Genomic DNA, 24,695 nt, shown 5'->3' on the forward strand with positions numbered 1-24,695 from the left:
CCCACCGTTACAATAAATTACAATTACTACTATTTTACCAAACTATGTATAAAAGAAAAATCATACGCCATACTGTATGATCTACTAATTCCTATTATTCCCCACTAGCTCCCCATACTCCTGACTACTCTGCTCAAGAAATATCATACTCTCCCCACTCCCCTTATAAAAACTCTCCCAACCCCGCTCCCTCAAAATCTCCTTCCAACTATCACTCTCAACCATCCTCTTAATAACACCATCCCAATAAGCAACCTCTTCCTCCGTCATATCTTTTGGGCCCATAATGCCTTTCCAGTGCTGGAATATGACGTCGATTCCTTGTTCTTTCCATGTTGGGATTTCTGGTAGTCGGTCTAGTCGTTTTGGTGCGGATACGGCTAGTATTTTTATTTTGCCGGCTTTGTATTGTTTTTCGGCTTCGGATAGGGTCATGGTTGCGGCGCTGATTTGTTTGTTCGTTAGGGCGTTTATGATTTTTTCTTTGTTTTCATAGACGAAGAATTGTAGTTCGGCTGGGTTTATGCCGAAGGCTTTGCTTACTTGTACGAATGATAGGTGATCGTCGTTTCCTAAGCCTGGGGCAACTCCGATGTTGAAGTTTTTCTTGTTTTGTTTTAGTTGTTCCATTAGTTCGTTTGCGTTTTCTATGTTTGAGTCTTTTGATACGACAACGACTTCCCAGTCTGATGCTAGTAGCGCGAGCGGCGTGAAGTCTTTATATGTTAGTTTACTGTGGCCTAGTAGGTTGTTCGTTATGAGTAAGCTTGAGTTAATCGCCAGTACGTGACCGCCTTTTTGTTTCGTATATTTCCATCCGACATCACCGCTGCCACCTATTTTGTTTGTGACAGTAATTGGTTTTGTGAAGATTTTTTCTTCTGCGAGCGTTTTTTGCATCGCTCGTGCTGTTAAGTCCCATCCGGCTCCTTGAACGTTCGGCGCAACGATTTCTACTTCTTCTATGTTTACTGTATTTGTTTCGGATTTTTCCGAGGAACAACCAGCTATTACTCCTGTCATGATCCATATACATAGTAATAATCGTTTTTTCATAGTCCTCGTCCTATGCGATATTTTCGTTCTGGTCGTCCGATAATGCCGTATGTATACTCTACTGTGCATTCGTTTGTCGCCACTAAGTATTCTAAATATCTTCTTGCGGTTGTTCTGGAGGCCCCCATTTGCTCCCCCATTTCTTCTATTGTAATGCCCTCGTCGAACCCTTTTATAATTCCTTTCACTTTTTGCAGTGTTAACGGATCGACACCTGTCGGTAAGTTTTTTATGTCTTGTGTTTGTGAAGTGCCAAAAAAGTTATCAATGATTGCTTGATTTACTTCATTGCTACTATGTAATAGTTGCTTCTTTCTTTTATAGTCTTCAATTGTGCGAACGAACTTTTCTAATGTGACCGGTTTTATAAGGTAGTTGCTTACGCCGTTTCGAATTGCTTTTTCTAGCATATGGTTTTCATTCGCCGCAGTAACCATAATGACATCAACGTTTGGAAAGTCAGCATGGATTTTCGGCAATAAGTCTGTTCCAATTCCATCTGGTAAGTAATTATCTAATAGAAGCAAATCGATTTCTTCCCTTTGTAGTAGTTCCATCGTTTCTTTTGCGTTTAATGCTTTTCCGATCACTTTTACGTCCTTTATTTTTGATAAAAACTCTTCCTGAATTTGCGCGACGCGGAAATCATCTTCTGCAATTGCAACCTTCAACATATGTCCATCCCCCTGTTTGTTATGTACTTTCTTTCAATGTTTTCGGAAGGTAAATTGTAAAAATAGCTCCCCCATTTTTCTCATTCTGAATCTCAATTGTTCCTTCTAGTACATCTACCATTTCTTTCACGTTTGCTAGTCCGTAACCACGATTGTTTCCTTTCGTTGAAAATCCTTTTTGAAAAATGGTCGTGATTTTTTCAGCTGGTATTCCTACTCCGCTATCTATCACTTCAAACACAATATCGTGCCCAATATCCGTAACGAAGAAGGAAACACTCTTTTCCTCTCGCTCACTCACCGCATCAAATGCATTGTCGATTATGTTTCCAAGTATCGTAATAAGGTGCGAAACTTTTATATGGTCTGGTAATGGATGAAGCGCACTATCTCCTTCAATATGAAAATCAATTTTCTTCTCAGACGCTGTTCCGATTTTTCCTAATAAAATAGCTTGTACTTTCGCATCGTGAATTTGATGGAATAAAATATGGTTTTGGCTTTGATGAATATTAGATTCTTGTTGAATAAATTCAATTGCTTCTCTGTAGTGCCCTAACTGAAGTAATCCTGATAAGACGAAAAGCTTATTTGTAAACTCATGCGTTTGAGCACGCAAGTCCTCTGAATACTTTCTTACCTCAGATATCGTATTCACTAAGTTTTGCAGTTCTGTTTTATCTCTAAAACTACATACAACGCCTACCGTATTATTATTTTCGAGTATTGGTGTCATGTTTAAAATAAACACTTTATCTTGAAATGCGATTTCTTGATCGTTTTCTAGTACTCTCTCCATATGAAATTCCGGTAAAACTTTTGAAATGTGCTGCTGCATATAATCACCATTTACATGAAGCATTTCCTCTGCTGATGTGTTCATCATTGTAATAAAACCATTTTGATCAATGGCGATAATTCCTTCTTTTATAGATAGTAATATTGCACTTCGTTCCCGGTATAGCGCTGCGATTTCATTCGGCTCTAAACCGAGTGTGTCTTTACGAATGCTACGTGCTAAAAGAATGCCACCCACAATTCCAGCTAGTAATACAGCTAAGGAGAAGAGTATAATTTCTTTCGTTCTACTCAATATGTTAGATTCAATACCTTTTATTAAAAACTCTACTGTCACAACGCCTACTACTTGATCGTATTCTCCGTTATGAACAATAATGGGCGCCTTCGCCATTAAAGCCGGACCACTTACACTATTTCCTTCGAGTGTATAATAACCACCAAAGGTGAGTGCTTCATAGTTATATGGATTGTTACTCTTTGTACCAATCAACTCCGAATTAGAATTCGAATACATAATCCCATAGCGATCTTCTATAATGACAGTATCGGCACCAGCTTGCTCACGAACTTGTTCCGCAATGGATTGAATGGTACTTTTATGCTCGTTATTTTGAAAAGCATCTTTTATAGCAGGCATAAAAGATAGAGATTTAGCTGTTTGCAGTGCTAATTGTTCCACTTGACGCTTCGTATCAACGGACTGAATGTAAACAAATATTCCAGCTAATAGGAGAACGACAAATAAAATTAACGCGATAATTAAGCTTACTATTTTCGTTTGTAATGACACTTTGCGTGATTTTTTCATACCCCATACCCTTTGATAAAATATTCAAAACTATCAATCTCCTTTTTCTATTATTATGACAAAACGAATAATGAAGCAACTATTAAAACTCTCCATGTACATAAAGTACAAAAAGAATAAAATTGTCATAATATTGAGATTTCATTCCACAAACAGTACAATTCAACTATAATGAACACGCTTTCATAATTATCATTTTATTTATAAGCACGAGGAGGAATTAGTATGGCTCAAGCAAAATCCAATCGAGTCGCCGGCAATATTTTCAAAGGTTCTGTCGGTAATTTAATTGAATGGTACGACTGGTACGTTTACTCTGCTTTCGCTGTTTATTTTTCAGCGGAGTTCTTTCCTAAAGGAGATCCAACGAGTCAGTTACTGAACACAGCGGCTATTTTCGCAGTTGGATTTTTAATGCGCCCTATCGGAAGTTTATTAATGGGACGTTATGCAGATCGGCACGGACGCCGGGCAGCATTAACGCTTTCGATTACGGTTATGGCCGGTGGTTCTTTAATTATCGCCTGTACACCTAGTTACGAAAGCATCGGTATTATGGCACCTATTATTTTAGTTCTTGCTCGTTTACTACAAGGATTATCACTTGGCGGAGAGTACGGAACTTCCGCAACATATTTATCTGAAATGGCTAGTAGTGGTCGCCGCGGTTTTTATTCAAGCTTCCAATATGTAACGCTCGTTGCTGGGCAAATGGTTGCGTTAGGCGTTCAAATTGTTCTTCAGCAATTGCTAAGCGAACCAGATATGAAAGCTTGGGGCTGGCGCATTCCATTCATTATTGGAGCAATGGGTGCAGTAGCTGTATTATGGCTTCGCCGCACGATGGATGAATCAGAACAGTTCGCAAACATAAAGTCGCAAAAACGCGAAAGTGCAGGAACCGTTCGCGCGCTTATGAAACACCCGAAAGCAGTATTAACAGTAGTCGGCCTAACATTAGGAGGCACTGTCGCATTCTACACGTACACAACATATTTACAAAAGTTCATGGTAAACACAGTCGGTCTTCCGAAAGAAGTTGTAAGCTGGATTAACTTTATCGCACTACTTATTTTCGTCGTACTTCAACCGATTGCGGGGCTATTATCCGATAAAATTGGACGCCGCCCACTATTAATGGCATTCGGTATTCTCGGAACATTACTAACAGCACCAATCTTCTTCTTTATGGAAAAAACAACAGAACCAATCGTAGCGTTCTTACTTATGATGGTCGGCCTCATTATCGTTACTGGTTACACATCGATTAACGCAATTGTAAAAGCAGAACTCTTCCCAACTGAAATTCGCGCACTTGGCGTAGGTTTACCATATGCACTAACCGTTGCAATATTCGGCGGAACAGCTGAGTTCATCGCATTATGGCTAAAGAGTATCGGAATGGAGTCACTATTCTACTTCTACGTAGCCGGATGTATCGCGATCAGCTTTATTACGTATTGGCGTATGGATGAGTCATCGAAGACTTCGCAGATTGAGGCGGAGCTTGGTGGTGGGAATAAACTAGCTAATAATAAATCTAGTTAAAAGTATGTATTCTATGATCTTCGTTTATCTGAAAAAGTATAATTCATTAATGTGCAACTTAAAAACCTCTACTTATATGTAGAGGTTTTTAAACTTTATAACAGAAAAGATATTCAAATTTACTTTTCTTCTTTTTTGATTATGACATGTATTATTTATAATAAATCATTATGAAACGAAAAAAAGAAGATTATAGAGGTAACATCTCATGTGTATCAACTTAAGAAAAATAAATACCTACTTTATAAGATTCACCAAGCTCAAGTATTCTCTCATTTAAAGCCTTGAAATGCCGTAGAATACTTGAGCTATTGTTTTGCACTAAAACTTGAAGCCTGTCTAACATTTACATATATCTATACATATAGATATCATTCGAAAACACTGGCGGTTCTTTTCACTTCGTGGTAAATTAAACCAATTGAAGTATAAAAATCATTTCCAAAATGAAGATAATAATTTATAAATATAGTTAACATTCTATTCTTAGTAAGAGGTTAAACAAGGTGATACTTTAAATCATTTAGAAGTTTTCTATCTAATTATCCTAAAGTTGAGTGGTGAAACTAATATGGGCCAATGGCTATGTAATGATAAAATGGTAGACCACGATTTTGGCGGTTGCATATTAAAATTTTTATTAGGTATGAGTATGATTTTTATACTTATTCTATATCCTATTTATTGGCTGTTTTTTCAAGAAAACGAAAAACCAATTGTAAAAAATACGTCATCCAACCAAGCAAGTCACATAGAAATTACGGGGATTTCATATGGACATCTCTTCGATGATAAATACATAAAAATTTACTTTAAAGAAAAAAACAAACTTGTAGAGAAAACAAAAATAAGGGTGGCTAATTTTAATATTGTTAATAGTTCAGACCTTTATGAAATTTCATGGAAAGATAATACTAAAGTTTCAATAGTAATGAAATTTGAATATGAAACTAAAACATTGGAATATGATTTCGAAACGGGAAAAATGGGTGGATATATGAACAGCACAAATAATAACTTATTATAGCCTAATATTCCAAATATATAGGATACACTTCCAAATCATAAAAACTTTTTCCTACTATTTATATTAAAACAACGAAAGGGAGGTGACACTTTGAACAAGTGGGCTATATTATCTTTAGCTTGTGTACCTTACGCTCTTTTAACTATAGTAAATGAAGATACATTAGAAATAGGTGGCTCAGCAAATATATTTTGGAAGATTGGATTATTTGCACCACTTATAGGCGTTTTATTTTCAGCTGGAGCCAGTAAAACTTACCAACGCGTTATGCTTGCCATATTTAATTTAAGTTACTATTTTGTACTCTACATCTATATGATATACACTTTGTAAAATACTCTTATACTCGTTTTAGGAACATATATTTTGGAGAGAAAATCATGAAAAACAAAACATACTATTTATCAATAATTTTCACAAGTCTTGTTTGTTTATTTTTATTTACAAAAGCTTTAGGAATTATCTTCTGGATAAATGGTACCCCAATAGACAAATGGGTAGCTTGGGTTGGTTTATTTGCTATTCCGATTTTCATCTACTACTCTTTTCCAGAACGAAGTTTTAAAAAAACACAACAAATTGTCACCATAGTTATAATAATAGTTCAAATCATATGGCTAAAATGGGCCATTAATCAGTCTAAATATTATGCATATGTTAACAGTAATAACATTCTCCCATCTCCATATATAATTCAAGAGACTCCAAGTTCAGAGACTCCTATTTCTCTTAGTCAAAGGCTTTTAACTAACTATACATTGTATAAATCAATTCATTCATATCTATATGTAAGAGAAAATGTCACAGAAAGTGATCGAGGCATTGTTGATTGGATAAAACATTTTGATAGCGAAATAAAAAAAGAGGGCGACGGGCGCATCTATATAGAAACTTATAAGGGGAAGTTATTTTTCAAGTAAATTGTAAAAGGGAGAACTCAATTTGAAATCTCCCTTTTACTATCTACTCTCCAAATATAACAATATCAATAGAGTAGATAACACAATTTTTGGAGCTTGCAACATAAGATACACTTCTATTAGGAATCTATACACTTTATTACCTTTTATTCTATTTTTGTACTAGAACCTTCTTTTTTGCTTTGTTCTTTGAGATATGCTGTTTCTTCTTTTGGAGTAGCTAATCTTTTTGCTTTTCCCGCACTTTCTCCACCTGCTTGCTCCCACATATAATCATGTTCCTCAACCGCTTGAGAAAAATCACCTTTTTCCCAACGATTTAAAATCTCAACATATTTTTCTTTTTCCATTATTTTATCGCTTTGATCTAACAAGTGACGAAGCTTTTTAATATTCTCAGGAGACATTACGATAAAACCACTCTTTTTATCAGCTATTACTTTTTGATGCAACATTTTGTGCATAGAGTCGATTATGACACCCTCAGAGTTGGCCAAATTGTCAATTTCCTCTCCTTTGGCATCAACTATTCTCTCTTGTATTTGCTTATCGTCACTTCCGGGATTGAAAAACATTCCTACCATATATCCTATAAATATACCAAATACCACGATACTGACTACAATCATCGAAAACTTTTTCCATCTCTCCATTTGCAATATCCCCCTATAAAGCACTTTAATATTTGCACTTTGTAGTAATTAGAGCATAAACTTAACCACTATTCTATATTTTGTATCTTGTTCAAGAACATTACAATAATTTTCTATCTTTTTCCTCTTCCTTCGATAAACAAATTATGTTTTCAATCAATCTGATAACATTAATTTATATTGAAATCATTCAATACGGAAAAATTAGGAAATAATATAAAAATAGCTATTTCAAATCAAAAGATACTACAACGAAATGTTTAAAGAACAATGTATTTAAATAGGTAATCTTTAATCCTTAAATCCCCAACCGGAGACTAAATAGTTTTGCGTTTTGTTTATCGTAACGCGGATTACCTTTTTCTTATCATTTTTAGAATAACCTTCTACATCAATAAAACCATCACGTACTCCATGTAAAATATCAACTTTAGTAACTACAAGATCTATATTTTCTTTATCCTTCATATAATTTATTGCTACTTTTGAAGCTTTATCTTGAGTAATATTTTTGCTGTACGTTGTATAAGATATGTAGTCTACTATTAATAATAAAATTGTAGAAATAGCAATGTTCACTCTTTTTTTCTTATTCAATATATCCTCTCCTTAGGAAGATTTACACTCTAACTATAAATCTTTTTTGGGGAGATGGAAATATAGGAAGTTTAATTTCAGATAAAGCCTTTCCAAATTTACTACTATTAGTTATGATGATTTCTCCACTTAATTTCGGAGCACTGTTAATCAAAATTTTTTATTTTTGAACAAGAAGCATTTCGTATCTAATAATTTACTTTATTAGCTGGATGCCACGTAAAACAACAAAAAGCACCAGGTTCCCCCGATGCTTTTCCCCTACTCTAAAATAAATGACAAGCCACCTCATGCCCTTTCGCAATCTCGACCATCTTCGGTACTTCCTGTGCGCATTTTTCAGTGGCGAATTTGCAGCGCGTTCTGAATTTATAGCCGGATGGTGAGTTGAGTGGACTTGGTACTTCTCCCTCTAGAATGATCCGATTTTCCCCTGTTTTTGTTGGATCTGGTTCTGGCATGGATGAGAGTAGTGCTTGTGTATATGGATGTGCCGGTTTTGTGTATAGGTCTTCGCTATCGGCAATTTCTACTATGTTTCCTAAGTACATGACTCCGATTCGGTCTGATATGTGTCTTACCATAGATAGATCATGTGCGATGAATAAGTATGTGACACCTGTTTCTTCTTGTATGTCTTGCAGCATGTTTACGACTTTTGCTTGGACTGAGACATCTAATGCTGAGATTGGTTCGTCACATAGGATGCAGTATTAATAAGGCTTCGAAGCATCTAAGCCCTCGCTCCTAAATTTCCACTAATACCATCCTATGAATAAATTTTCGGAGTATCCGACACTATCCTATATACAACCTTAATTAATTCTTCCACAGCATCTTTTTTTAGTATACATTTCATCTTCTCCTAAAGAATGTGCAATAAAAGCTAATTGACTAGCTAGTTCTGTGTTCCAAGCAATCAATAGTAATCTTTCGTCTCTCGATAACATATAAACATATCCTTTCTATAATAAAGAAAATATATTTGCCTATATAATTATCACCAAAATTCCACAAATAAATCATGAATGGTTCTCTAATTTCCACACAAAAAAACCACCAAAAGGCAGTCCCTCAAAACTCAATCATAGCACTCTATAAATTACACTGAAATATATTGGTATCAACAAGGAAGAAAAAGGCAATATACTAGATACACTTTGTATTTAATTCAATACACATTTCTAATAATATCCCCAGTAAGTACTCATGAACCTAAAATATATTAAAATTAATAAAAAACTGAAATAACATCAAGAACTTGCAGATTTACAATTTACGGGTACTACCCCATGCCCATCAACTTAAGAGTTTTATAACACCCAAAAACAAAAAAATATACATTTTCTCGTTTTGGAGGTATTTGTATTTCTTAACTTGATAGCACTCTAAATCAGCATCCCGAAAACAAAGGGACATGCAGAATTAAAAAGAACAGACTTTTATTTTTTGAAAAGTCTGTTCAAAAAATAAATACATTCAATTAATTACCATCCAAGCCAAACAGTTCCTTGGTGCCATGAACCATCTGTATTTACTAGAGTTACAACATAGTTTCCTGCTTTCATAGGACCAAAGTAATTATAAACGTAATTACCACCACTCATTGGCCCTCCTGTTACATTATGGGTTACAGTGTTTCCTGATGATAAACTTTTTATTACAACTTTAAAATTAAAATTTTTATTATTTTAAATAGCTACTCCAATAGTCCCGTTATCTGCTACAGATGCAGTTTTTTTCACTTGAATTGATGTAGAAAAATTATAACTACCGGAATATCCCCAATCAAATGCTGCAACTGCTTTTTCACCAATAAGATTATTTTTATCTGAAAGATTTGGTACAAATGGTCTTTCGACTTCATTTGTATTTTCAACTATACTTTCAACTCTATCTGAAATAGGTTTTACTGTATCAGCTGATGCTGCACCAATCCCCCCAGTTAATGCAATACCTGTTGCTAATGCTCCGACTACTAATTTCTTAAACATAAAAAATCCCCCTTTAATAGTTTTGTAACTCATACATCAAACGTATCATTTTTCACAAAAAAGAAAATATTTAGAATTTATAGAAATATTCAGTCTTAAATTTATCAAAGTTTACACTCATAAATTACTGTAAAATAATGAAGTTTCCGTTTTTAGGATACTTGAAATTACTAGCTTAATAACAATGTGGTACCGCCAGCATGTTGGAAAAAATCACGCTAAGCAAAAAAATAAGCCCTCCATTTGGACAGCTCCTTTACACAATTCTCGTTCTCGGAAGTAAAGTTCTAAAAGTAATTTATCCATAGCGATATTAAAATTACTACTAACAAGGGGAGCACCACATCACTATTAAGCTAAGAAAAGCAAATGCTCCAAAACGAGGTGACAATTTGAGAAACAAATCAGTTTCGTCATGTTCACAACTATAAATAGTAATGCCAATATTGCTTATTTGACACATACTACTGGCGTATTGCCGCTATCATTGCAAGCGGCAATGGCAAGTACGAGAAAAAGCGCTAAAGCGAGTACGATTAGTTTTTTCATTTTCATTGCGGTAGTCCTCCTATGTATGGCGTAAAATAGACATTTACGTTTGGCATGCTCCTATTATGGCAAAGCAATTTGTATTTTCCCTGTAGTTTGTCTGTAGCGGAGAACATTAAAAAAGACCGGCAGGAATAATCCTGTCGGTCAAAGTGATAAAGCTTGGTTGCTAACATCAGGGGTGCAGACGCCTCATAACAAAATGGCTGAGATAAAACAGATAGGCGAAATATAATACTACGCAAACAGTTACTACCAGGGCAAGTATATTTACAACCTTAACAGTCCTGTTTTGGAAAATCTTGAACAATAATGCATAAATACCAATGCCGATTACCCCTCCAAGCGTATTGTCAAGTACATCAGTAATATCGCTTCTTCCCATTGCAAAAATGAATTGTATAGTTTCAAACGCCAATGTCAAAGCAACAATTGGAAGAACTTTCTTCATAAAAGGCCATTTACTTTTTAGCATACAAATATATATACCTAAAGGGATAAAAATAAATATATTAGCTCTTATTTCTCTAAAATCAATAGTTCCGCTGTCATCGAAAGACCCCTGAAATGGAATCAGATTGATTACTCGTATCCCATCTGATATTTCAGAAGAATAAAACGGTAATTTGAAGAGAATGACGCCTGTCAACAGCAGCATATATACTACAAACAATGTAATTGTAAGTTTATTTCGGTTTTCTAATTTCATTATTTTTTCTCCTTGTGTTATTTATGCCTTTGGCAAATCCATCCAAAATAGAACGCCATCCGGAACGTTTTCCAAAGCATATTCAATGTTCATTGCTTCCAACGTTTTCCGCACAATGGTCAAGCCTAAACCGCTACGCCCACTTTTCCGACCCCGCACTTTATCCATACGGTAGAATGGGTCAAATAACTTAGGCAGAACTGTATCGTCTATCCTTGCACCTGTGTTTAGTATGCAAAGGCGATATTGTTTATCCGCAGGCTCGCTCCATATCCTAATTTCACCGCCTGTAGGTGTATTCTGTACTGCGTTCAAAATGATATTAGAAAGTGCTTTTTGAAGCATTTTAGAATCGACAAGGCAGTTTTGTCCGTCAGGAATGTCCATAACAATACACTGACCGTTTGCTTCAGCTAATATCTGAAAGTCAGGCAGTATGTCAGCCACTATTTGCCGAAGTTTCAGTTTTTCAAGATCCTGAGAGATTTTCCCATCGCTCAGGTTGACAATCTCCAGTATCTCGGAAATCACATCGTCCTGCGCGTCCATCATCTTCACGCATTCGCGCAGATATTTGGGATGATCTTTGTAATCACCTACATTTTCGAGCATACCCTCCAGCAAGATACTTGTTGCCGCGATAGGCGTTTTTAGCTCATGTGAAGCCGCCGAAAAGAAATATCGCTGTGCTTCCTCCATTTCCCTTACCCGCAAGATTTCATTTTCTAACCGGGAAATGGTATCTTTCAACTTATCGTACATAGAGTGAATGTCACGCGACAAATCGCCTAATTCATCCCGGCGTATAGGTAGGCTTTGCGGTACATCTTCAAGCCTTGCCATTTTCCCGGCGTCATCCGCCAATCGCTTGATGGGGTTGGTTATCTGACGTGCAAAAACATACGCGCACACAAGGCAGAGGGCGAGTACAATGGCAAACGCGACCAATGCCCGCACAATTATTTCATTGTAAAAGGCAGTTAAGCCCGGTCTGGTCTGGGCGACGACAGAATAGCCACGGGCTTTATCATTATGCACCACATAGTAAAAGTCACCATTGAAATTATCCGAGGTATCAGCACCCGGCGTAGCGTAAATCACGCCGCCATTATCATCTATAATGCAAAACTCAAATGATTGGTTGTTGTCACGAAACCTTTGCGCTGCTACGGGAATATCATTATAATTACTATTTTTTACTCTATTGACCAAAGGCTGATAGGACACTAATATTTGTTCCCTTTCAACTGCTCTGTACAGTGTTAAGAATTGACCTGAAAACAATGTGGCAGTTACGAAAACAATCAACAGCATAGCAACTATCGTATAGGCAAAAATCTTAATAAATATCCCATTCTTTTTCATGAAGTTTCCTCCAATCGGTAGCCCACCCCGCGTACTGTTTTGATGATATTATCCGGTAGCTTCGCCCGTAGGTTTTTAATGTGAGTATGCACGGTGCTACCATCACCGTCAAAATCGTAGCCCCATATGCGGGACAAAATAACTTCATGAGATAGTGTTCTGCCATTGTTTTGCACCAGTAGCATTAAGATTTCAAACTCTTTAAGGGTCAAAAGTAATTCTTCGTCGTCATAAAAAACCTTGAAATCTTCCGGCAAAAGTGTCAGCTTGCCATAGTGAAGTTCCTTTGCCACCGCACCGCTGCGACGGAGCAGCGCCTCCACACGTTTCAGCAATAGCTGAATCTTGAACGGCTTAGTCACATAATCATCCGCTTCCGCATCAAATGCTCTGATTTGATTCTCATCATCGGAAAGAGCGGTCATCATCAGAACCGGCGTATTATTCAGCTTACGGAACTCCCTTAAAAGCTCATGACCGTTCATTCCCGGCAACAAGATATCAAGAATGACAAGCTGATAGGTATTATCATAAAACTTGCTATGCGCTTCATCCCCGTTAAAACAGGCATCCACCTTATATCCCGCTCCAGATAAAAAGACTTTTACTGTATTGCAAATATGCTCATCGTCCTCGACAAGCAGTATTCGTATATCCATAAATGTATACCTCCGTAAAAAAGATAACACAGCAATCTGTATTTTCCCTGTAGTTTTAAGATTTATTTCGTTCGGATTTCGTTCGTCCATCAACAGGTTTTACAGCATCCTCTGGAATAGCCCATGTCCAGCTGAGCCGATATGCGCCTATCATCCTGCTCTGCTTACATAACAGCTGTATCCGACGATCTGAAATGCCCCATTTCTCACTGGCTCCTGTCACTGTCACTAAAACGCATTACCAAAAACAAAGTGCCGATGATTAGTGATTAATATCTTTTTGTTAATAGCTTAAGCGAACACATTACAATCAAATTTTATAGTTTTGACTGCTTACCGTACAAAATTCCCGAAATGTTGGTGGTACGCCTTCAAATAAGTCTTCAATTTCTTTTTTGTTTATTAGAACTTCCCTCCTATTTATTCAAAACTACGAATTCATTTTACATCACTTTTAACTTTATTTTTCGCAAGGTAAAAATTAACAAAATAACAATAAGAGATTTACTTTTGTTTTTAAATGACTTTATTATCAATATACACTCCCACACAAAAGAAAAAAGCACTAGGTCCCCCCTAGTGCTTTCTCCTCTAAAACAAATGACAAGCCACCTCATGCCCTTTCGCAATCTCGACCATCTTCGGTACTTCCTGTGCGCATTTTTCAGTGGCGAATTTGCAGCGCGTTCTAAATTTGCAGCCGGATGGTGAGTTTAGCGGGCTTGGTACTTCTCCCTCTAGAATGATCCGATCTTTCCCTGTTTTTGTTGGATCTGGTTCTGGCATGGATGAGAGTAGTGCTTGTGTATATGGATGTGCCGGTTTTGTGTATAGGTCTTCGCTATCGGCAATTTCTACTATGTTCCCTAAGTACATGACTCCGATTCGGTCCGATATGTGTCTTACCATAGATAGGTCATGTGCGATGAATAAGTATGTGACGCCTGTTTCTTCTTGTATGTCTTGCAGCATGTTTACGACTTGCGCTTGGACTGAGACATCTAGTGCTGAGATCGGTTCGTCACATAGGATGAAATCTGGTTTTACAGATAGTGCGCGCGCGATGCTGATGCGCTGGCGCTGGCCTCCGCTAAATTCGTGCGGATAGCGATATAGATGTTCTTCTTTTAGGCCTACCTTTTTGAGCAGGTCTAATATGATTTCTTTTTGTTCTTCTTTTTCATAAGATCCATGAATGTTCATTGGCTCACTAATAATTTGGAATACGTTCATCGACGGATTTAATGATGCGTATGGATCTTGGAAAATGATTTGCATTCGTTTTCGATATTCTTTTAGTTCACTTTCCTTTAAGCTTGCGATATCTTTTCCGTCAAATAAAACGTTACCTGAAGTAACATCATGTAAGCGAATGATGCTTCTTCCTGTCGTTGATTTTCCGCAGCCAGATTCTCCTACTAATCCAAATGTTTCACCCTTTTTAATTGTGAAGCTTAGGTCATCGACTGCTTTTAATTGCTCTGTTTTTCTGCCGAATAGTCCTTTTTTAATAGGAAAATACTTTTTTAAGTTCCGAACTTCAATTAAATTTTCTTCATGCATGGGAATCACCTACTGTCTTATCGTTTAACCAGCACATGGAACGCCTTCCGTCTCCGATTTCAAAATACGGTGGACGTTCTTTTTCACAAATGTCCATCGCATGCGGGCAACGCTCTGCGAATGGGCAACCTTGTGGCGGGTGTAATAAGTTTGGCGTTACACCTTGAATTGGTGCGAGCCTTTCTTTTACACCGTTCGATATTTTCGGTAAAGAGTTTAATAGCCCCTTCGTATATGGATGATTCGGCGATTGGAAAATATCAAGTACAGGCCCCTCTTCCATAATAAGACCGCCATACATAACGATAACGCGTGTACAGTTTTGCGCGACTATTCCTAAGTCATGTGTAATAAGAAGTAACGCCATATTCGTTTCATTTTTTAAGTTTTTCATTAAATCTAGTATTTGTGCTTGTATCGTTACATCAAGCGCTGTCGTCGGTTCATCCGCAATGAGAAGATCTGGATTACAAGACATTGCCATCGCAATCATAACCCGCTGCTTCATACCCCCGCTTAGTTCATGCGGATATTGTTTTACCCTTTCTTCTGGCGACGAAAGACCGACTTGTTTTAGCAAGTTAACCGCAATCTGCTCTGCTTCTTTCTTTTTTACTTTTTGATGCCGTATAATTACTTCCGTCATTTGCTTCCCAATTTTCACAACTGGATTTAGCGCAGACATTGGATCTTGCGAGATAAGTGAAATTTGATTTCCTCTAATAGAACGCAATTCTTTTTCAGATTTAGAAAGGATGTTTTCATTATGAAAAAGAATCTCCCCTTCTTTCACTTTCCCTGGTGACGCAACGAGAGACATCACGGACTTCGCCATTACACTCTTTCCGCTTCCAGATTCCCCAACGATACCAACTACTTCTCCTTTATTTAAACGAAATGTAACACCTCGAACTGCTTCTACTTCGCCGCTTTCTATGAAAAAAGAAGTCTTTAAATTTTTCACTTCTAGTAGTTTTTCAGACACGCTTCTCACTCCTTTCACGTAACACTTTAGTTTTCATTTCCAGCTCCTTTTGGTGCGAAAGCTTTCTTCAACGCTTCACCAATTACGTTAAAACTTAGTACTGTTAAAAGAATAAGGAATCCTGGGAAGAGTGTTAAATACCAAGCTTCACCGATATATCCTTGCGCATTGTTTAGCATACTGCCCCAAGAAGAATCTGGTTCTCTAATACCTAAACCTAAGAAGCTAAGTGATGATTCCATTAAAATTGATGTCGCAATCGTTAATGTCGCGGCGATAATAATGGTTGATAAAATGTTAGGAATGATATGTCTTACAATAATCATGAGTGATTTTTGTCCTGACACTTTTGCATATAAAACGTACTCACGCTCTTTTACAGATAAAGTCTCTGCCCTTACGATACGAGCGGTGTCCATCCATGTTAGTAATCCGATAATAAGAACTAACGTTGTAATTCCTGGTTTTAAATAAGCATTTAATAGTAACATTAAGAAGAATGATGGAATTGACATGAGCACTTCCACAACTCGCATTAAGAAGTTGTCTAACTTTCCGCCAAAATATCCGCTAATCGTCCCAACTGCGGTACCGATTGTAACAGATACAACCATTGCAAGGAAACCAACCGCAAGTGAAACGCGTCCACCATATAATGCCCTAGTTAAGTAATCTCTTCCGTAATCATCCGTTCCGAAAGGATGACTCACACTTGGTTCTTGTAAGCGATCTGGAATTGACATTTTACTAGGATCGTAAGGTGATACGAATGCGAAAATCGATGCGACCGTTAAAACCGCCAGTATAATAACTCCCATTAGTACAAACTTATTTTTCGTAAAACTACTTTTTATCGTTTGAAATCTCCTATTATTCATTCCAAATCACCCCCTCATTCGAATGCGCGGATCTACTACGCCATATAAAATATCAGCAATTAAGTTACCGAGAATTAACATGAAGGATGATAGTAATGTAATTGCCATAATAATTGGATAATCAAATCTAAAAATAGCATTTACCCCAAGTGAACCAAGACCTGGCCATGAAAATACTGTTTCCGTAATAAACGCTCCGCCAACTAAACTTGGAATAGATAATCCGAAAATTGTAATGATCGGTATTAATACATTTCGAAGTACGTGGTTAAATAAAACTGTTTTCTTCGAAGCACCGTACGCATATTGAATTTGTACGTAGTCTTCTTCTAATTGTTGAATTGTACTGGAACGAATATATCTCATATAAACAGAAACGTTTTGGAACGCAAGCACCATACAAGGTAAAATACCGTGCTGCACAATATCCAAGAAGGAATCTTGACCGACTGTACGCATACCCATACTTGGAAGAAAATTCAACTTTAAAGAGAACAAGTAGATTAATAGTAACGCGAACCAAAAGACTGGCATTGAGATTCCCACATAAGAAATAAAGTTTACAATGCGATCAAAGATAGAATTCTTTTTCACACCTGTAAGTAGTCCAAGCGGGATTGCAATTACAAATGAGACGAGTAAAGACGATCCCATTAAGCCGATTGTCGCAGGTAACCTTTCTACAATAAGATCTAAAACAGGACGGTGATTTTGCAGTGAGTAACCAAAGTTCCCTGTTAAAATATTTTTCAGCCATAAAATATACTGCATATAAATTGGTTGATCGAGCCCTAAACTTTTGCGAATACGCTCAACATCAATTGGGCTCATATTCGGCGTGACAAAGTTTCGAACAGGATCACCTGGCGCTAGTTTTATTAATAGAAAAGAAATAATAGAAATAACAAATAAAAGCGGAATTGCATTTAAAAGCCTCTTCGCAATTACTTTATACACAAACTTCCCCCCTCAAGCTAAAGAAGCTGATTTCCACCAGCTTCTTTACTGTTTGTTTCTTATTTCACTTCATAAATCTTAGATAAATCTTCAAACATTGTGACAGGAATTGCTTTTGCTTCTTTTAATCCATCAAACTTTTTATCTACTGCAATAACTGCTTTCGGATATGCGATTGGTAGATAAGGTAAGTCTTCTCTAGCTGTCTCTTGAATTTTATGATATAGTTCTGCGCGTTTTGTTTTATCTGTTTCAACCGCAGCTTCTTCCCATAACTTATCGAAATCAGCGTTTTTATAACGTGCATAGTTGTATTCAGCATTACTTAAGAATAAGCTCTTATATGAATCTGGCTCAGGTCCCATTATGTAACCACCGAATGTAATATCGAATTCTTTATTCTCTTTATCTAAGCTTTTGTCACTTGCTGCACTAGCATCTAATGCATTCAGTTCAACTTCTAAGCCAACTTCTTTTAACTTTTGTTGTGTATAAAGCGCTAAGCTTTCCATAATTTTATTATTCGTTACATACATAACGCGTACTTTTTCTTTATCTTTCACACCAGCTTTCGCTAATAAATCTTTCGCTTCTTTTTTATCATACTTATAATCTTTAATGTCTTTTGCATAATACATAGCATCCGGAGTTAAAATTGAATTTGCCGGTTCTGCAAATTGACTAGAAACGAATGCTGAGTTAATCATTTCTTTCTTATCTAACGCATGCGCAATTGCTTGGCGCACTTCTTTTTTCTTCATCAGATCTGTATTCATGTTATAAGATAAGTAGAATAATCTACCTTCTGGGAATGTCACCATTGAGAAGTTCCCAGTGCTATCTAATTTCTTAAAGTCTTGTGGCTCAATCATCTTCATGTTGATTTGACCATTTTGTAGTGAAACATTTGCTGTATTACGATCTTTTACAACGCGGTATACGATAGAATCTAATTTAGCTTTACCACCTACATAATCATCAAATCGATCTAATGCAACGTACTCATCAGACTTATACTCTTTAAACTTAAACGGACCTGATCCGACAGGTTGTAAGTTTTTCTTACTCTTCGCTAAATCTGCTTCCCCTTCAAATACATGTTTCGGAATTGGGAAGAAATCATTCATCACACCTTCAAAAGATGCACTTACTTGTGGTAAAACGAATTGAGTTGTTAACTCATCTACCTTTTTCACCTCAAGCGGTTTTCCTTTAAAAACAAAGTTTTCACGACTTGAGCTATTTTGCTTCTCATCTAAAATAGATTGGAATGTAAATGCTATGTCGTCTGATGTAATTTTCTTACCATCATGCCATTTCAAATTATCTTTTAATTTTAACGTCCACGTTAATTGATCTTCTGAAGGCGTAAAGCTTTCAGCAAGAACAAACTTCTTCTTACCGTCTTCCATATGATACAGCGGTGCATATAAAGCTTGCTGCACGGTTAACGACACACGATCGTTCGCATAAAGCGGATTCATCGTCTCTGGGTTATCGCTAACACCAATCGTTAACGTCCCCCCGTCTTTCGGAGTCCCTGATTTACTAGTACCCGCTTGCTTCGAAGAATCTTTTCCTCCAGAACAAGCCGCTAATGCAATAAGTAGTATTAGGACAAATGGTAATGCAAATAATTTCCGTTTCATCTTTCGGCCTCCTCAAACTAGTTATACCCATAAGAAAACTCGGAATTAATCCCGAGTTTTCTTATAAGTTTTAAATTACCACTACCTCTATATAAAGTCAAACTTTTTTGTAAAACTAGAAGGTTTGAAATCTATTCATGCATTCTTGCGATAAACGATATTGATGCGAAGAGCAAAATAAGTTAAAAAACTAGTAGCCTAAAAAATTCCTCTTAAATGATTGTTATATATGATTGAAAATGTAGAATGAGATTAAAGATAAAAAACACATTTAGGAGGTTATCATGACATTTGATGAATTGAAAAAGAACAAACCAACAACCTCATGGGTTGAGTATGATGAAGATGGGGAATTTTTCACTGAAGAAAATATAAGTGCAACAAATAAGATTCTTGACACTTACATTAACAATTTACAGCAATTAGGTGAGAATCCAACCGAAGTCGAAGTAATGCAAGTTGTTAAAGAGGTAGTTATGAAATTAAATGAACTAAATATCGAACATGACCATTTTATCGAAACAATGGAAAGAGAAGATCTCTATGATTTTATCGATACAGCAGCACGAATAGCTGGCTTAGAATCTGAGGAAGATATAACAGAAGAATGGCGTGAATGGTAATAAAGGCTGCATTTACTCCTTCATAAAAATTCATCCCTTATTCTCCAATTGGAAAATAAGGGACAAACAAAGACAATCTACTCAGCTCCCTTAAGGTTTTAATAGTTTAATATTTGATTTTCAAGTTTGCCTTCACAAATTCCTGTTAACACTGATAATAAGAAAAACAGGCCGTAAAACGGGCGATCAATTTGATCATATAGGTCATACGCTTCGCCAAGTGGAACATCCGAATCATGTGGTTGTTCATCCTGTAACAATTACTAACAGCGCGTAGAAAACATTTGGATAAATAAGAGGCAAATAAATGATTAAAAAGTTGTAACCCCTACTATAAGAAATACTATTATTACCAAAGGAAGAATGATAATCATAAAGGATATTATTATTGTTAATAATGCTTTCCATGCTGAAAATTGGTGTGCTTCTCCTAAACATTTTACGGAAATAATGATTGTCCAAATTCCAATAACTATATCAATTATGGAAAAAATAAGAAACAAAATCGTTAAAGTTATGCTACTATCCATTTTCGGTGTCTCACTCGTAAAGTTTTCTATCCCAAACAAGAAAAATGAAGGCACCCAAACTAATATAAGAGAATAAACGTAAGGGATATAAGAATAGGCAACTGCGTAACGTGTTTTTTCAAAGGTACCTTGTCCACCAAGTTTTTTTGCCACCCAATTAAATAACGCTGGTAGCAAAAAATAATAAATTAAGAAAGCAACGAAGGTACCGAATATAACCATTGAGATTAATGAAACTGGACTACTTATTGAATCCGCCACATTTTTAGAAGATGCTCGATCTAAAGTCTGTACGAATGAGCCTAATAAAATGAGTAAAAACACATTCTTAGGTTTGGATATAAAAATTTCTTTCATTGTATCACGTGGTTTTGTCCAAATGGAGAGCCAAGGATTAAGTACACGTTTAAATTGATTTTCTGGAGTTTCCATAAAAAAACATTCCCCTTTCTTACAACATATTAAATATAAATTCCTAATTATCCCGGTTACGTACATATAAATATTCAATCATTTAATTTCATCTGAAACTTAGGGGAGTGCTTCTTAGCAATTACCTCTATATTGTCTTGCATTTTTAACTATGGGCTGAGTAGTTACTTTCATTTTTGAGTACCTCACATTCTTTAATACATTGGATAAACCTTTATAATCTTATCATTAATAAGAACAAACCTAATTTCCATTCCTTCAGATGTTTTACTAGAATATAATCTTCCACTTATACATCTTTTATTGCTATAAGTCTCGTAAATGGCTTCCATAAGAAGAATGCAATTATACACTTGAAATTCAACAAATCCTCTTTAAAATCCTATACGTATTTTCCCTCCATCTTCTATATGCTTCCGTAAATAATAGTACTTATGGAGTTCTATAATCATATAAAACAAACCAAACGAAAACACTGTGCATGCACACATAAATACAATTGCCCCCATCTGTTGTGTTGCAATGCTAAGAATTATATTAGCAATTAACTGCCCCGATCCAGCTGCAATAGCTGCTACTTTTACACCACCAGTTCCTTTCGACGACTTTGATTTTTTTCTTGGTTCCTGAAGTTTTTCAATATGATTTTTATAAAAATAATACAAAGCAACACCATACAAACCAACTGAAAAAATAAAATAGATAGGAGTTTGTAATTGTAACACTTCATAGGCATATTTTTGAGTTATAACCAATAATCCGACTGAACATATGGTGCCATATACTCCCCGAAATAGAGTGTATTGTAATTGTCGTTTCCGAGGATTGATAGCAATCCATATCGCCCACAAATTTAAAAAAATAACTGGAGGAGTTACTATATATACATAGAGTAATTGAAAAGGATTCGCGAATGCAGGCAAAAGAACAAACACGTCTGCCCCCAAAAGGACAAGAACAATTACGTGGACTCTTATTTCATTTACAGGATAAAGAGCCATATAATTTGCAAAAGCTTTCTTATTAAAATCTATACTTTTTTTCATATTAATTAAACCACCCCGCTACGGTTGACCAAGATTTTTTCGCACCCGTTTTCACCATATCCTTAATACTATCATCTTCACCATCACCATCTAAATCAGCATCCCATTTTACACCTTCTGTGAAATATTATTCCCCTCTCGAAAAGAAGATCAACCCATTAATAAGATCTAGGCTTATCAAAAAATTCAAAAAGCCGGAGATTTTGCCGGTATCGAATCTATCGGGATTCACACCATGCATAAAACCTCCAGCTATTGGTTCTATAAACAAACTAAGGATGCGGCTATGTTGCAAGAAATTTCAAATCACAGCACACCACAAATTACACTGAAATATATTTGGCGTTAAAATGTTAACGTAATTCCTCATTTATCGTTCTCGCCATCATAGTCGCAAATTGTTCTCGTATTAACGGATCCCCTGGTCCGAACATTCCATTGCCATATCCAACCGCAATACCATTTTTGGCTAATGATTGAATGTACGAATGTGCCCAATAATTCTTTGGAACATCTGAGAATTCTTCGCTGTGTGTCCCATTTAAATTATAGTTACGAGTTAAAATAGTTGCCATTTCAGCACGGGTTAACACGCCATTTGGATCGAAATATTTTTGGCCGCTGTCGTTTACTTTGCCTGTAACAATACCTAATTCAACTGCTTTTGCAATTTCTTTGTACCCATAAGTACTAGGATTTACGTCGATAAAATTAGGATTGGATACATTAGATAAATCTTTAATACCTTTTTCGTTCAAAATCATAAAAATAGCTTGTAAACGAGTGAGTCTGTCTTCTGGTTTGAATGTCCCGTCTGGGAAACCTGAAATAATTTTCTTTTCAGCTAGAAAATTAATATAAGTCAAAGCCCAGTGGTTAGTAGATACATCTTTAAATTGCGGTTTTGGTTCAGGTTTTGGTTCAGGCGTAGAAGCCGGAACTAGGTCACTTTCGTTATGAAGGCGGTCTACTGCTGAAACTGCGTATGTGTAGTCACTACTATTCGTTACTGCCTTGTCTACATATGATAGTACCTCTGAACCGTTGTTACGAATTGTTGTGACAATCACAGATGAGTTGTTTCCGTCGATTAGTTGTCCTCTGTTAAAACGATAGATAACGAAATAGGCCGCGTCATTACCAGCATTGTTATTCCATGAGATTGTTGCACCGTTAGGACCGTCTGTCACAGAATGTATAGAAGGCTTACTTGGCGCAGAGTTATCTAACCAAGGCATAGTTGGAATTAATGCTGGGTATTTGTACGCATTTGCTCGTAATTGATCTTTGATACCTAATATATTTGTCTTTAAATTGCGGTAACTAAAGAACATACTTCCTTTTATATTTTGAAGTGTTGAGTTAAGAGCCAATTGATTGTTTATCTCAGTCGGGTTCTCCCAGGCCTTGTCCGAATCGTTATTAATCTTGTAAGCAGCTTGTCCAATGTATAGGTGTATGTTCTTTCCTTGTGCTTCGTTGTTCCACCATTTTGTTATTACGTCATAGTTTGCGGCATTATGGCCAATGCTCCAATAAACTTGAGGTGTTAAATAGTCCACCCATTCTTTATGCACCCATAATCTTGAGTCAGCATAGATGTTGTCGTAAGCGGATAAGCCATTTGTCTCGGAACCTTGTGTGTCATTATGTTTGTTTCTCCAAATACCGAATGGGCTAATTCCGAATTTCACGTGAGATTTTGTTTGTTTAATACTTGTTGATAAATCGCGAACAAGTGTGTTGACATTCTCACGTCTCCAATCGTCTTTATTTTCACCTTTCCCGTATGTTTCGTAAGTTGTTTCATCCTGGAAATTTTCCGCATCTGCGTATGGATAGAAATAATCATCCATATGAATCGCGTCTACATCATAGTTTTGGACAATTTCGAGAGTGCTATTTTTAATATAGTCTCGAACAGCTGGGATGCCAGGGTTATAGAGCAGTTGCTTGCCATGTTTAACAACCCAATCAGGATGTTGTTTAGCTGGGTGATTTACAGCTAGTTTATTTACATCTTGGTGACTTGTTGTAATGCGATATGGGTTCAACCATGCGTGGAATTCTAGGTTGCGCTTATGCGCTTCTTCTACCATAAATGCTAGTGGATCATAGCCTGGGTCTTTTCCTTGTGTACCTGTTAAATACTCTGACCATGGGCTATGTTTTGATGGGTAAAATGCATCACCAGTTGGCCTTACTTGTACAACAACAGCATTCATCCCCATTGATTTAACATCATCTAAGATGTTAATAAACTGTTTCTTTTGTTCGTCAGCGCTTGCACCTTTCACTGGCCAATCGATATTGAACACAGTTGAAATCCAAACGGCACGTAGTTCACGTTTTTTATTTATGGCTTGTTGTTCTGATGCTTCTACGCTAGAAGCAGATATGATAAGTGCCAGAAACAAAATGGGAATGAGTAGACTCTGAACGAGCCCCCTACTTATTACTTTTTTTATAAACATATTTATTTCCTTTCTCTCTTTGCGATATAATAACTAGTAGATTTTTTGTTTCCTAGAATCAAAAGGTTATATATTCCAAATGATATTATAACATTTTATATGTTTTCCGTCACAATTCCCTCATTTGGTACCTCTACTAAGCCAGGAGAAAACCTTTCTAAATTTCCATCCCCCTATTAATTCATCATCTTCAAATAC

24 protein-coding genes and 3 pseudogenes are annotated in these 24,695 nt (G+C 36.4%); 7 read left to right on the forward strand and 20 right to left on the reverse strand.

The window, feature by feature from the left end:
- Positions 1–84: 84 nt before the first annotated feature.
- The 3 genes from QCI47_RS23235 to QCI47_RS23245 are packed head-to-tail and all read right to left on the reverse strand — an operon-like array spanning position 85 to position 3,339.
- On the reverse strand, positions 85–1,056 hold the full coding sequence (locus tag QCI47_RS23235) for a tripartite tricarboxylate transporter substrate binding protein (RefSeq protein ID WP_309422369.1): 972 nt from the start codon (positions 1,054–1,056) through the stop codon (positions 85–87).
- Complete coding sequence (locus QCI47_RS23240; protein WP_309422370.1) at positions 1,053–1,730, reverse strand: response regulator; 678 nt, start codon at positions 1,728–1,730, stop codon at positions 1,053–1,055. Before QCI47_RS23240 ends, QCI47_RS23235 begins: the two co-directional genes overlap by 4 nt.
- Positions 1,731–1,749: 19 nt before the next feature.
- Complete coding sequence (locus tag QCI47_RS23245) at positions 1,750–3,339, reverse strand: ATP-binding protein (RefSeq protein WP_242230783.1); 1,590 nt, start codon at positions 3,337–3,339, stop codon at positions 1,750–1,752.
- A gap of 225 nt (positions 3,340–3,564) precedes the next feature.
- Here QCI47_RS23245 and QCI47_RS23250 point away from each other — a divergent pair, with 225 nt between their 5' ends.
- The 4 genes from QCI47_RS23250 (at position 3,565) to QCI47_RS23265 (ending at position 6,834) form a co-directional block, all read left to right on the forward strand.
- Positions 3,565–4,887 (forward strand): MFS transporter, encoded by a 1,323-nt coding sequence (locus tag QCI47_RS23250; RefSeq protein WP_309422371.1) that lies wholly within the window; start codon positions 3,565–3,567, stop codon positions 4,885–4,887.
- A 571-nt stretch (positions 4,888–5,458) separates the two neighbouring features.
- Positions 5,459–5,914 (forward strand): hypothetical protein, encoded by a 456-nt coding sequence (locus QCI47_RS23255; RefSeq protein ID WP_309422372.1) that lies wholly within the window; start codon positions 5,459–5,461, stop codon positions 5,912–5,914.
- A gap of 90 nt (positions 5,915–6,004) precedes the next feature.
- Complete coding sequence (locus QCI47_RS23260; protein ID WP_001045660.1) at positions 6,005–6,247, forward strand: hypothetical protein; 243 nt, start codon at positions 6,005–6,007, stop codon at positions 6,245–6,247.
- A 47-nt stretch (positions 6,248–6,294) separates the two neighbouring features.
- On the forward strand, positions 6,295–6,834 hold the full coding sequence (locus QCI47_RS23265; protein WP_309422373.1) for a hypothetical protein: 540 nt from the start codon (positions 6,295–6,297) through the stop codon (positions 6,832–6,834).
- A gap of 146 nt (positions 6,835–6,980) precedes the next feature.
- Here the strand turns inward: QCI47_RS23265 and QCI47_RS23270 are convergent, their stop codons facing one another.
- The 4 genes and pseudogenes from QCI47_RS23270 to QCI47_RS23285 form a co-directional block, all read right to left on the reverse strand.
- Positions 6,981–7,487 carry a PRK06770 family protein gene (locus QCI47_RS23270; protein WP_193635050.1) on the reverse strand — a complete coding sequence of 169 codons (507 nt, stop codon included), beginning with the start codon at positions 7,485–7,487 and terminating at the stop codon, positions 6,981–6,983.
- Between the two features lie 291 nt (positions 7,488–7,778).
- A complete protein-coding gene (locus QCI47_RS23275) occupies positions 7,779–8,084 on the reverse strand; it encodes a hypothetical protein (RefSeq protein WP_309422374.1) in 306 nt (101 codons plus the stop codon).
- Between the two features lie 266 nt (positions 8,085–8,350).
- Positions 8,351–8,791 (reverse strand): annotated as a pseudogene (locus tag QCI47_RS23280) (oligopeptide/dipeptide ABC transporter ATP-binding protein); the annotation flags it as partial.
- 108 nt (positions 8,792–8,899) lie between these two features.
- Positions 8,900–9,034, reverse strand: a complete 135-nt coding sequence (locus QCI47_RS23285) for a hypothetical protein (RefSeq protein ID WP_262727251.1) — start codon at positions 9,032–9,034, stop codon at positions 8,900–8,902.
- A gap of 130 nt (positions 9,035–9,164) precedes the next feature.
- Here QCI47_RS23285 and QCI47_RS23290 point away from each other — a divergent pair.
- Positions 9,165–9,254: pseudogene (locus QCI47_RS23290) on the forward strand (tyrosine-type recombinase/integrase); the annotation flags it as partial.
- Positions 9,255–9,775: 521 nt separating this feature from the next.
- On the opposite strand, the gene QCI47_RS23295 reads toward QCI47_RS23290, so the two are convergent.
- The 9 genes from QCI47_RS23295 to QCI47_RS23335 form a co-directional block, all read right to left on the reverse strand.
- Positions 9,776–10,078, reverse strand: coding sequence for a hypothetical protein (locus QCI47_RS23295; RefSeq protein ID WP_232514392.1), 303 nt, complete (start codon positions 10,076–10,078; stop codon positions 9,776–9,778).
- 724 nt (positions 10,079–10,802) lie between these two features.
- Positions 10,803–11,336, reverse strand: coding sequence for a VanZ family protein (locus tag QCI47_RS23300; protein ID WP_076855687.1), 534 nt, complete (start codon positions 11,334–11,336; stop codon positions 10,803–10,805).
- A 21-nt stretch (positions 11,337–11,357) separates the two neighbouring features.
- Positions 11,358–12,701: a sensor histidine kinase gene (locus QCI47_RS23305; protein WP_309422378.1), complete on the reverse strand. Its 1,344-nt coding sequence runs from the start codon at positions 12,699–12,701 to the stop codon at positions 11,358–11,360.
- On the reverse strand, positions 12,698–13,360 hold the full coding sequence (locus QCI47_RS23310; protein ID WP_076855685.1) for a response regulator transcription factor: 663 nt from the start codon (positions 13,358–13,360) through the stop codon (positions 12,698–12,700). The genes QCI47_RS23305 and QCI47_RS23310 overlap by 4 nt, the downstream gene beginning before the upstream one ends.
- 591 nt (positions 13,361–13,951) lie before the next feature.
- Entirely contained in the window at positions 13,952–14,923 is a 972-nt protein-coding gene (locus tag QCI47_RS23315; protein ID WP_000544145.1) for an ABC transporter ATP-binding protein, read from the reverse strand.
- Positions 14,916–15,908, reverse strand: a complete 993-nt coding sequence (locus QCI47_RS23320) for an ABC transporter ATP-binding protein (RefSeq protein WP_048557124.1) — start codon at positions 15,906–15,908, stop codon at positions 14,916–14,918. The genes QCI47_RS23315 and QCI47_RS23320 overlap by 8 nt, the downstream gene beginning before the upstream one ends.
- A gap of 26 nt (positions 15,909–15,934) precedes the next feature.
- Positions 15,935–16,786, reverse strand: coding sequence for an ABC transporter permease (locus tag QCI47_RS23325; protein ID WP_309422380.1), 852 nt, complete (start codon positions 16,784–16,786; stop codon positions 15,935–15,937).
- Between the two features lie 6 nt (positions 16,787–16,792).
- Positions 16,793–17,743 carry an ABC transporter permease gene (locus tag QCI47_RS23330; protein WP_000278764.1) on the reverse strand — a complete coding sequence of 317 codons (951 nt, stop codon included), beginning with the start codon at positions 17,741–17,743 and terminating at the stop codon, positions 16,793–16,795.
- A gap of 59 nt (positions 17,744–17,802) precedes the next feature.
- On the reverse strand, positions 17,803–19,392 hold the full coding sequence (locus tag QCI47_RS23335; RefSeq protein ID WP_309422382.1) for an ABC transporter substrate-binding protein: 1,590 nt from the start codon (positions 19,390–19,392) through the stop codon (positions 17,803–17,805).
- 284 nt (positions 19,393–19,676) lie between these two features.
- Between QCI47_RS23335 and QCI47_RS23340 the strand changes: the two genes are divergently transcribed.
- On the forward strand, positions 19,677–20,015 hold the full coding sequence (locus QCI47_RS23340) for a hypothetical protein (RefSeq protein WP_309422384.1): 339 nt from the start codon (positions 19,677–19,679) through the stop codon (positions 20,013–20,015).
- Positions 20,016–20,113: 98 nt separating this feature from the next.
- Here QCI47_RS23340 and QCI47_RS23345 read toward each other — a convergent pair whose 3' ends face one another.
- The 3 genes from QCI47_RS23345 to QCI47_RS23355 all read right to left on the reverse strand — a co-directional run bounded on the left by QCI47_RS23345 (position 20,114) and on the right by QCI47_RS23355 (position 22,023).
- Positions 20,114–20,275 (reverse strand): hypothetical protein, encoded by a 162-nt coding sequence (locus QCI47_RS23345; RefSeq protein ID WP_001984298.1) that lies wholly within the window; start codon positions 20,273–20,275, stop codon positions 20,114–20,116.
- Between the two features lie 51 nt (positions 20,276–20,326).
- Positions 20,327–20,977, reverse strand: a complete 651-nt coding sequence (locus tag QCI47_RS23350) for a Yip1 family protein (RefSeq protein WP_309422385.1) — start codon at positions 20,975–20,977, stop codon at positions 20,327–20,329.
- 374 nt (positions 20,978–21,351) lie between these two features.
- Positions 21,352–22,023 (reverse strand): hypothetical protein, encoded by a 672-nt coding sequence (locus QCI47_RS23355; RefSeq protein WP_061131416.1) that lies wholly within the window; start codon positions 22,021–22,023, stop codon positions 21,352–21,354.
- 127 nt (positions 22,024–22,150) lie between these two features.
- Between QCI47_RS23355 and QCI47_RS23360 the strand changes: the two are divergent.
- Positions 22,151–22,372, forward strand: a pseudogene (locus tag QCI47_RS23360) (tyrosine-type recombinase/integrase); the annotation flags it as partial.
- Positions 22,373–22,376: 4 nt separating this feature from the next.
- Here the strand turns inward: QCI47_RS23360 and QCI47_RS23365 are convergent.
- The gene (locus QCI47_RS23365) at positions 22,377–24,497 is read right to left on the reverse strand and encodes a family 10 glycosylhydrolase (protein WP_042515097.1); all 2,121 of its coding nucleotides are present in this window, start codon (positions 24,495–24,497) and stop codon (positions 22,377–22,379) included.
- Between the last annotated feature and the right edge of the window lie 198 nt (positions 24,498–24,695).

The sequence above is a fragment of the Bacillus cereus group sp. RP29 genome, from assembly GCF_040459765.1.
GTDB classification, from domain to species: Bacteria; Bacillota; Bacilli; order Bacillales; family Bacillaceae_G; genus Bacillus_A; species Bacillus_A paranthracis.

Coding starts and splice junctions, on each gene's coding strand:
- QCI47_RS23265 (WP_309422373.1), top strand. CDS start 6,295: ATGAAAAACAAAACATACTATTTATCAATAATTTTCACAAGTCTTGTT.
- QCI47_RS23250 (WP_309422371.1), top strand. CDS start 3,565: ATGGCTCAAGCAAAATCCAATCGAGTCGCCGGCAATATTTTCAAAGGT.
- QCI47_RS23295 (WP_232514392.1), bottom strand. CDS start 10,078: ATGTTTAAGAAATTAGTAGTCGGAGCATTAGCAACAGGTATTGCATTA.
- QCI47_RS23310 (WP_076855685.1), bottom strand. CDS start 13,360: ATGGATATACGAATACTGCTTGTCGAGGACGATGAGCATATTTGCAAT.
- QCI47_RS23350 (WP_309422385.1), bottom strand. CDS start 20,977: ATGGAAACTCCAGAAAATCAATTTAAACGTGTACTTAATCCTTGGCTC.
- QCI47_RS23325 (WP_309422380.1), bottom strand. CDS start 16,786: ATGAATAATAGGAGATTTCAAACGATAAAAAGTAGTTTTACGAAAAAT.
- QCI47_RS23255 (WP_309422372.1), top strand. CDS start 5,459: ATGGGCCAATGGCTATGTAATGATAAAATGGTAGACCACGATTTTGGC.
- QCI47_RS23285 (WP_262727251.1), bottom strand. CDS start 9,034: ATGTTATCGAGAGACGAAAGATTACTATTGATTGCTTGGAACACAGAA.
- QCI47_RS23245 (WP_242230783.1), bottom strand. CDS start 3,339: ATGAAAAAATCACGCAAAGTGTCATTACAAACGAAAATAGTAAGCTTA.
- QCI47_RS23315 (WP_000544145.1), bottom strand. CDS start 14,923: ATGCATGAAGAAAATTTAATTGAAGTTCGGAACTTAAAAAAGTATTTT.
- QCI47_RS23335 (WP_309422382.1), bottom strand. CDS start 19,392: ATGAAACGGAAATTATTTGCATTACCATTTGTCCTAATACTACTTATT.
- QCI47_RS23355 (WP_061131416.1), bottom strand. CDS start 22,023: ATGAAAAAAAGTATAGATTTTAATAAGAAAGCTTTTGCAAATTATATG.
- QCI47_RS23365 (WP_042515097.1), bottom strand. CDS start 24,497: ATGTTTATAAAAAAAGTAATAAGTAGGGGGCTCGTTCAGAGTCTACTC.
- QCI47_RS23270 (WP_193635050.1), bottom strand. CDS start 7,487: ATGGAGAGATGGAAAAAGTTTTCGATGATTGTAGTCAGTATCGTGGTA.
- QCI47_RS23305 (WP_309422378.1), bottom strand. CDS start 12,701: ATGAAAAAGAATGGGATATTTATTAAGATTTTTGCCTATACGATAGTT.
- QCI47_RS23240 (WP_309422370.1), bottom strand. CDS start 1,730: ATGTTGAAGGTTGCAATTGCAGAAGATGATTTCCGCGTCGCGCAAATT.
- QCI47_RS23235 (WP_309422369.1), bottom strand. CDS start 1,056: ATGAAAAAACGATTATTACTATGTATATGGATCATGACAGGAGTAATA.
- QCI47_RS23340 (WP_309422384.1), top strand. CDS start 19,677: ATGACATTTGATGAATTGAAAAAGAACAAACCAACAACCTCATGGGTT.
- QCI47_RS23300 (WP_076855687.1), bottom strand. CDS start 11,336: ATGAAATTAGAAAACCGAAATAAACTTACAATTACATTGTTTGTAGTA.